Annotated in this window: 6 protein-coding genes; 1 reads left to right on the top strand and 5 read right to left on the bottom strand. The window is 58.7% G+C overall.

The features are described from left to right. Nucleotides 1–154 precede the first annotated feature (154 nt). From rpsJ to rpsL, 5 genes are all read right to left on the bottom strand, one after another. Nucleotides 155–472: a 30S ribosomal protein S10 gene (gene rpsJ, locus ACCD07_RS11605; protein ID WP_005663509.1), complete on the bottom strand. Its 318-nt coding sequence runs from the start codon at nucleotides 470–472 to the stop codon at nucleotides 155–157. Between the two features lie 126 nt (nucleotides 473–598). Further along, a complete protein-coding gene (tuf, locus tag ACCD07_RS11600) occupies nucleotides 599–1,789 on the bottom strand; it encodes an elongation factor Tu (protein WP_209720678.1) in 1,191 nt (396 codons plus the stop codon). 70 nt (nucleotides 1,790–1,859) lie between these two features. Continuing rightward, entirely contained in the window at nucleotides 1,860–3,965 is a 2,106-nt protein-coding gene (gene fusA, locus ACCD07_RS11595) for an elongation factor G (RefSeq protein WP_176655918.1), read from the bottom strand. A gap of 114 nt (nucleotides 3,966–4,079) precedes the next feature. Next, nucleotides 4,080–4,550: a 30S ribosomal protein S7 gene (gene rpsG, locus ACCD07_RS11590; protein WP_008444271.1), complete on the bottom strand. Its 471-nt coding sequence runs from the start codon at nucleotides 4,548–4,550 to the stop codon at nucleotides 4,080–4,082. 148 nt (nucleotides 4,551–4,698) lie between these two features. Beyond that, a complete protein-coding gene (gene rpsL / locus ACCD07_RS11585) occupies nucleotides 4,699–5,082 on the bottom strand; it encodes a 30S ribosomal protein S12 (RefSeq protein WP_008444270.1) in 384 nt (127 codons plus the stop codon). 289 nt (nucleotides 5,083–5,371) lie between these two features. Between rpsL and ACCD07_RS11580 the strand changes: the two genes are divergently transcribed. After that, a complete protein-coding gene (locus ACCD07_RS11580) occupies nucleotides 5,372–7,336 on the top strand; it encodes a phosphoethanolamine transferase (RefSeq protein WP_176655919.1) in 1,965 nt (654 codons plus the stop codon).

The raw sequence follows: 7,336 nt of genomic DNA, 5'->3' as shown, positions 1-7,336 counted from the left end.
TTCTCGGCCATCTATTTCACTCTCCCCCGGCACCCCCCCACCCAAATAGATCTCCCCAAAAAACATGGGGGCGGGGGGTGTGCGCTGCCCCTAACCGCCCCGGCCCCATCATCAGCTGGCGATGCGGAAAACTCCGCGCGCCGGCTTGAATCAATTATTGCAGTTTGATTTCGACATCAACGCCAGCTGGCAGGTCCAGCTTCATCAGTGCGTCAACGGTCTTGTCGGTTGGGTCGACGATGTCCATCAGGCGCTGGTGGGTACGGATCTCGAACTGGTCGCGCGAGGTCTTGTTGACGTGTGGCGAACGCAGAACGTCGAAACGCTGGATGCGGGTTGGCAGTGGGACTGGGCCCTTGACAACGGCGCCGGTGCGCTTAGCGGTGTCAACGATTTCCAGTGCGGACTGGTCGATCAGCTTGTAGTCGAAAGCTTTCAGACGGATACGGATTTTCTGGTTTGGTGCGGACATGATGATTCCTTAAAAGAGCGAACTGGCAACTTTGTAGCGCCAGCAATGTTTAAAAGAACGAGGTATTACAGGAAAGGCCGACATGGTATCACACCATGCCGGCCTTGTTCCAACCAGGCTTAAAAATTAAGCGATGATTTTAGCTACAACGCCTGCGCCAACGGTACGGCCGCCTTCGCGGATTGCGAAGCGCAGACCTTCTTCCATCGCGATCGGGTTGATCAGCTTGACGGTGATCGACACGTTATCGCCTGGCATAACCATTTCTTTGTCCGCTGGCAGCTCGATCGAACCGGTCACGTCAGTCGTACGGAAGTAGAACTGTGGACGATAGTTGTTGAAGAACGGGGTGTGACGGCCGCCTTCGTCTTTCGACAGGACATAGATCTCGCCGGTGAAGTGGTTGTGCGGCTTGATCGAACCTGGCTTGGCCAGAACCTGGCCACGCTCCACGTCTTCACGCTTGGTGCCGCGCAGCAGCAGACCGACGTTGTCGCCGGCTTGACCCTGGTCCAGCAGCTTGCGGAACATTTCCACGCCGGTGCAAGTGGTCTTGACGGTATCTTTGATGCCGACGATTTCGATCTCTTCGCCGACCTTGATGATGCCGCGCTCGATACGACCGGTCACAACGGTACCGCGACCCGAGATCGAGAACACGTCTTCCACTGGCATCAGGAAGGCGCCGTCCACTGCGCGCTCTGGCGTAGGGATGTACGAATCCAGCGCATCGGCCAGACGCATGATCGAGTCAACGCCCATTTCGCCTTCTTTGCCGTCCAGCGCCATACGGGCCGAACCTTTGATGATAGGCACGTCGTCGCCTGGGAATTCGTATTTCGACAGCAATTCACGAACTTCCATTTCGACCAGTTCCAGCAGTTCCGCGTCGTCGACCAGGTCGCACTTGTTCAGGAACACGATGATGTATGGAACGCCAACTTGACGGGCCAGCAGGATGTGCTCGCGGGTCTGTGGCATAGGGCCGTCGGCTGCGGAGCAAACCAGGATCGCGCCGTCCATCTGCGCTGCGCCGGTGATCATGTTCTTGATGTAGTCGGCGTGGCCTGGGCAGTCAACGTGAGCGTAGTGACGGCCGGCGGTTTCGTACTCGACGTGCGCGGTGTTGATGGTGATGCCGCGTGCTTTTTCTTCTGGAGCAGCATCGATCTGGTCGTAGGCTTTAGCTTCGCCGCCGAATTTCTTCGACAGAACGGTCGCGATAGCAGCGGTCAGGGTGGTCTTGCCGTGGTCGACGTGGCCGATGGTGCCGACGTTGACGTGCGGCTTGGTCCGTTCGAATTTCTCTTTTGCCATTTTATTCTTCCTTAGAACAATGTTTTAAATATGCGGACGGAGGATCTCCCCGCCCGCAAAAATACAAAAATTACTTAGCTTTAGCGGTAACGATCGCGTCGATAACGTGCTTAGGCGCTTCCGAGTAGTGCTTGAATTCCATCGTGTAGGTAGCACGACCTTGCGTTGCGGAACGCAGGGTGGTCGAGTAACCGAACATTTCCGACAGAGGCACTTCAGCTTTGATGATCTTGCCACCGCCGCCTGGGATCTCGTCCATGCCCTGCACCATGCCGCGGCGGGACGACAGGTCGCCCATCACGGTACCGGCGTAGTCTTCCGGCGTTTCCACTTCCACAGCCATCATCGGCTCCAGGATGACCGGGTTGGCTTTACGGCAGCCTTCCTTGAATGCCATCGAAGCGGCCATCTGGAACGCGTTTTCGTTCGAGTCCACATCGTGGTACGAACCGAAGAACAGCGTGACCTTGACGTCGACCACTGGGTAGCCGGCCAGAACGCCGGTGTTCAGGGTGCCGCGCACGCCTTTTTCCACCGCAGGGATGTATTCGCGAGGAACGGTACCGCCCTTGATCGCGTCAACGAATTCGAAGCCCTTGCCTGGTTCTTGCGGTTCGATCTTCAGCACCACGTGACCGTATTGACCACGACCACCCGACTGCTTGACGAACTTGCCTTCGGATTCTTCGCAGGTCTTGCGGATCGTTTCGCGGTAGGCAACCTGTGGCTTGCCGACGGTCGCTTCGACGCCGAATTCGCGCTTCATGCGGTCAACGATAATTTCCAGGTGCAGCTCGCCCATACCACCGATGATGGTCTGGCCCGACTCTTCGTCGGTCTTGACGCGGAACGAAGGATCTTCCTGAGCCAGACGGTTCAGTGCCAGACCCATTTTTTCCTGGTCAGCCTTGGTCTTCGGTTCCACGGCCTGCTGGATCACCGGCTCTGGGAAGATCATTTTTTCCAGCGTGATGATCGACGATGGATCGCACAGGGTTTCGCCGGTGGTCACGTCTTTCAGGCCCACTGCGGCGGCGATGTCGCCGGCGCGCACTTCTTTGATCTCTTCGCGCTGGTTGGCGTGCATCTGCAGAATACGACCCAGGCGCTCTTTACGGCCTTTGACCGAGTTGTACACGGTGTCGCCCGAGTTGATGGCGCCCGAGTACACGCGGAAGAAGGCCAGCTGGCCGACGAACGGGTCGGTCATGATCTTGAACGCCAGCGCCGAGAACTTCTCGTCGTCCGCAGGACGGCGGGTGGTCGGCTGGTCGTCTTCGTCCGTGCCGGCGACGTCTTCGATGTCCAGCGGCGAAGGCAGGAACTCGATGACCGCGTCCAGCATGGCCTGTACGCCCTTGTTCTTGAAAGCGGTACCGCACATCATCGGCACGATTTCCGAAGCGATGGTGCGTTCGCGCAGCGCTTTCTTGATCTCGGCTTCGGACAGGTCGCCCTCTTCCAGGTACTTGTTCATCAGTTCTTCGGACGCTTCAGCAGCGACTTCAACCATCTTCTCGCGCCACTCGGCGGCCGATTCGGCCAGCTCCGCAGGGATATCGACGTAGTCGAACTTCATGCCTTGCGACGCGTCGTCCCACAGGATCGCCTTCATCTTGACCAGATCGATCACGCCCTTGAAGTTTTCTTCAGCGCCGATAGGGATCTGGATCAGGACCGGGTTCGCCTTCAGGCGAGCGCGCATCTGCTCGTAGACCTTGAAGAAGTTGGCGCCGGTACGGTCCATCTTGTTGACGAAGGCCAGACGTGGCACTTTGTACTTGTTGGCCTGACGCCATACGGTTTCCGACTGCGGCTGCACGCCGCCGACTGCGCAGTAAACCATGCAAGCGCCATCGAGCACGCGCATCGAGCGTTCAACTTCAATGGTGAAGTCAACGTGGCCCGGGGTGTCGATGATGTTGATGTGGTGTTCTGGGAAGTTGTTGGCCATACCTTTCCAGAAGCAGGTCGTCGCTGCCGAGGTAATGGTAATGCCGCGCTCTTGTTCCTGCTCCATCCAGTCCATGGTGGCGGCGCCATCGTGAACTTCACCGATCTTGTGGTTCACGCCCGTGTAGAACAGAACGCGTTCGGTGGTGGTGGTCTTACCTGCATCGATGTGAGCGGAGATACCGATATTGCGGTAGCGCTCGATGGGGGTCTTGCGGGCCATAATTATTCCTAAATCTTTGAATGGACAAAACCGAGCGCCATTTTTGCTGACAAAAATGAGCCCGGCCTCGAACAACAGATAACAACCAGATCCCCAAGGACCTGGCCGATTTTATTAGAAGCGGAAGTGCGAGAACGCCTTGTTCGCTTCAGCCATACGGTGGACTTCGTCACGCTTCTTCATCGCACCGCCGCGGCCTTCAGCCGCTTCCATCAGCTCACCGCCGAGGCGTTGTGGCATGGATTTTTCGCTGCGCTTGTTGGCAGCTTCACGCAGCCAGCGCATGGACAGAGCCATACGACGCACTGGGCGCACTTCGACCGGCACCTGGTAGTTTGCACCACCGACGCGACGGGATTTAACTTCAACCAGCGGCTTGGCGTTGTTGATCGCGGTAGCGAACACTTCCAGCGGGTCTTTGCCGGATTTAGCGGCGATGTGCTCGAAGGCACCGTAGATGATGTTTTCTGCGACCGATTTTTTACCGGACAGCATCAGAACGTTCACGAACTTGGCGACATCCGTGTTACCGAATTTTGGATCCGGCAGAATTTCGCGCTTGGGTACTTCACGACGACGTGGCATATCAATTCCTTTCAATCTTCAGTTGAGGTGCGCAGATATGGGATTCGCACTCTCGCGGAGGGCCATCATAGCCATCCACTTACTCGACCACTACGGTCGATTACATTCACTTAGCTAGCTGCCACTGAGCGAAAACTTTTATTGCAGATTACTTCTTGGCTTGCTTGGCACGCTTGGTACCGTACTTCGAGCGAGCTTGCTTACGGTCTTTAACGCCCTGGGTATCCAGTGCACCGCGAACCATGTGGTAACGAACACCCGGCAAGTCTTTTACACGACCGCCGCGCAGCAGAACCACGCTGTGCTCTTGCAGGTTGTGGCCTTCACCGCCGATGTACGAAATGACTTCGAAACCGTTGGTCAGACGCACTTTGGCGACTTTACGCAAAGCCGAGTTAGGCTTCTTAGGAGTGGTGGTGTACACACGGGTGCAAACACCACGCTTTTGCGGGCTGTTTTCCAGCGCCGGCGATTTGCTTTTCACGGTCAGAGCGACACGTGGATTGCGAATCAGTTGATTGATGGTTGGCATCGTTCTAAACCCAACTAAATTACAACGTTGATAACCCGGACGGATGTCCGGGGACTAAAACCTAGTCCCAATTGATTTCACGACGGAGGCGCAAACAGCCACTCGCAAGGAGCGGCCTGAAACAGCGTATACGATGTGCAGAATAAATTGAGAACTCGCGAGTATAGACGTGGTCGAAGCGCCAGTCAATCTATTTCGCGGCAGCATGCGGCCGGGACGGCCTGTAAAAACTCGCTGCAAGGTCAAGAAACACTTGATAATAGCAGACAATATCATTGTCTCCGTTTCTATGCGATCCCTGTTGCGCCCCGCCCCCCTGTTCGTCCTCGCAAGCTATCTGCTGCTGTCGCTGGTGCCCTGCGTGCCAATCTTGCTGGGAAGGCAAGTGCCGGGGCTGGCGCATATATTGGCGGTCGAACTGCTGGCCTGGGCCGCGGTGTGGGGCGTGCTGCAGCGCCCGGCCTGGTTCCACTGGCTGCTGATCCCCGCCTTCCTCGCGCTGCCGACCGAACTCTACCTGTTCATGTACTACGGCCAGGGCATCTCCACCCACCACCTGGGCATCATCGCCGAGACCAGCCCGCGGGAGGCGCTGGAATTCCTCGGCCGCAAAGTCTGGCTGATGGGGCTGGTGATGCTGCTGGTGGTGGCCTGGTGGATCGCCGTGCAGGTGGCGGCGCGGCGCAGCCCGATGCTGGCCTGGCGCGGCAAGAGCCGCTGGAGCGTGCTGCTTATATTGGTGGCGCTGGCCGGGCTGTGGATCTACGGCTGGGAATTCGGCGTGCGCGCCAGGCCGGCGATCAAAGCGGCGGCGGCCAAGGCCGCCAGCGCCAAGCCGGCCGGTTCGGCGTTGGGCTCGGCCATCGGATCCGCGCTGAGTTCGGCGCTCAGCCATGTGGGCATCACCGCCCCGGCATCGGCCAGCGATGACGCCTCCGACGAGGAGGAGGAGGAGGACGCCGAAGAGGACAGCGCGCCCGAGCACGCCGCCATCCCCGGCGCCGGCCGCAGCGGCTGGAAGTGGTCGCCTATGCCGTGGTGGGCCCGCTCGCCGCTGGGCTTCGACGACTTCGCCTCGTCGTGGCCGTTCGGCCTGGCCGCGCGCGGCATCGACTTCTACAAGGAGCGCGAATACCTGGCCGACCTGGGCCGGCGCAGCAGCAGCTTCACCTTCAAGGCGCACCAGCCGGAAAAGAACGACAGGCCGGAAATCGTCATCATGGTGATCGGCGAATCGTCGCGCTACGACCGCTGGGGCGTCAACGGCTACGAGCGCGACACCAACCCGCTGCTGAAGAAGGAGGCCAACCTGGTCACGCTGCCGGACGTCATCACGGCGGTGTCGGCGACACGGCTGTCGGTGCCGGTGATCATCTCGCGCAAGCCGGCAACGCAGAGTCTGAAGGATGGCTTCTCGGAAAAATCCTTCCTGACCGCCTACAAGGAAGCCGGCTTCAAGACCTGGTGGCTGTCGAACCAGATCTCGTTCGGCCAGTTCGACACGCCGGTGTCGGTGTTCGCCAAGGAGGCCGACGTGATCCAGTTCATGAACCTGGGCGGCTTCACCAACAACTCCAACTTCGACCAGATCCTGCTCGAGCCGCTGCAGCACGCGATCGCCGATCCATCGCCGAAAAAGCTGATCGTGCTGCACACCCTGGGCAACCACTGGAACTACAGCCAGCGCTATCCGAAGGAATTCGACAAATGGCAGCCGTCGCTGTTCGGCGTCGACAAGCCGGTCTACACCGACACCAAGATCAAGCCGCAGCTCAACAACAGCTACGACAACTCCATCCTGTACACCGACTGGTTCCTGTCGCAGGTGATCGGCCAGTTGAAGGGCACGCAGCAGCTGGCGGCTATGGTCTACGTGGCCGACCACGGCCAGACGCTGTACGACAACAGCTGCAACCTCGCTTTCCACGGCCACAACACGCAGTACGAATTCCACGTGCCGGCGCTGGTCTGGTACTCGGACGAATACAAGGACCGCTATCCGGAGAAAGTGAAGCAGCTGATGCGCCACCGCAAGGCGCGGCTGGCCACGGAAAACATCTTCCACACGCTGCTGGACCTGGGCGACATCGAGTACCCCGACGAGCGGCTGGAATGGAGCTTCATCAACAAGCAGTTCAAACAGCACAAGCGCTACGTCGACAGCTACGGCTGGAGCAACTACGACAACGCCAGCTTCAAGGGCGACTGCCGCGAGGTGATCGACAAGGGCAAGCCGCTGAAGCAGGAGAAATAA

Source organism: Duganella sp. Dugasp56 (assembly GCF_047304105.1).
Classification (GTDB): Bacteria; Pseudomonadota; Gammaproteobacteria; order Burkholderiales; family Burkholderiaceae_D; genus Rugamonas; species Rugamonas hordei.
The sequence above is the reverse complement of the archived record's forward strand: the minus strand, read 5'-3'. Positions and strand labels throughout refer to the sequence as shown.

What these genes read in the sequence shown, in the direction of transcription:
- rpsL (WP_008444270.1), bottom strand. Translation starts at nt 5,082, where the DNA reads ATGCCAACCATCAATCAACTGATTCGCAATCCACGTGTCGCTCTGACC.
- ACCD07_RS11580 (WP_176655919.1), top strand. Translation starts at nt 5,372, where the DNA reads ATGCGATCCCTGTTGCGCCCCGCCCCCCTGTTCGTCCTCGCAAGCTAT.
- tuf (WP_209720678.1), bottom strand. Translation starts at nt 1,789, where the DNA reads ATGGCAAAAGAGAAATTCGAACGGACCAAGCCGCACGTCAACGTCGGC.
- rpsJ (WP_005663509.1), bottom strand. Translation starts at nt 472, where the DNA reads ATGTCCGCACCAAACCAGAAAATCCGTATCCGTCTGAAAGCTTTCGAC.
- fusA (WP_176655918.1), bottom strand. Translation starts at nt 3,965, where the DNA reads ATGGCCCGCAAGACCCCCATCGAGCGCTACCGCAATATCGGTATCTCC.
- rpsG (WP_008444271.1), bottom strand. Translation starts at nt 4,550, where the DNA reads ATGCCACGTCGTCGTGAAGTACCCAAGCGCGAAATTCTGCCGGATCCA.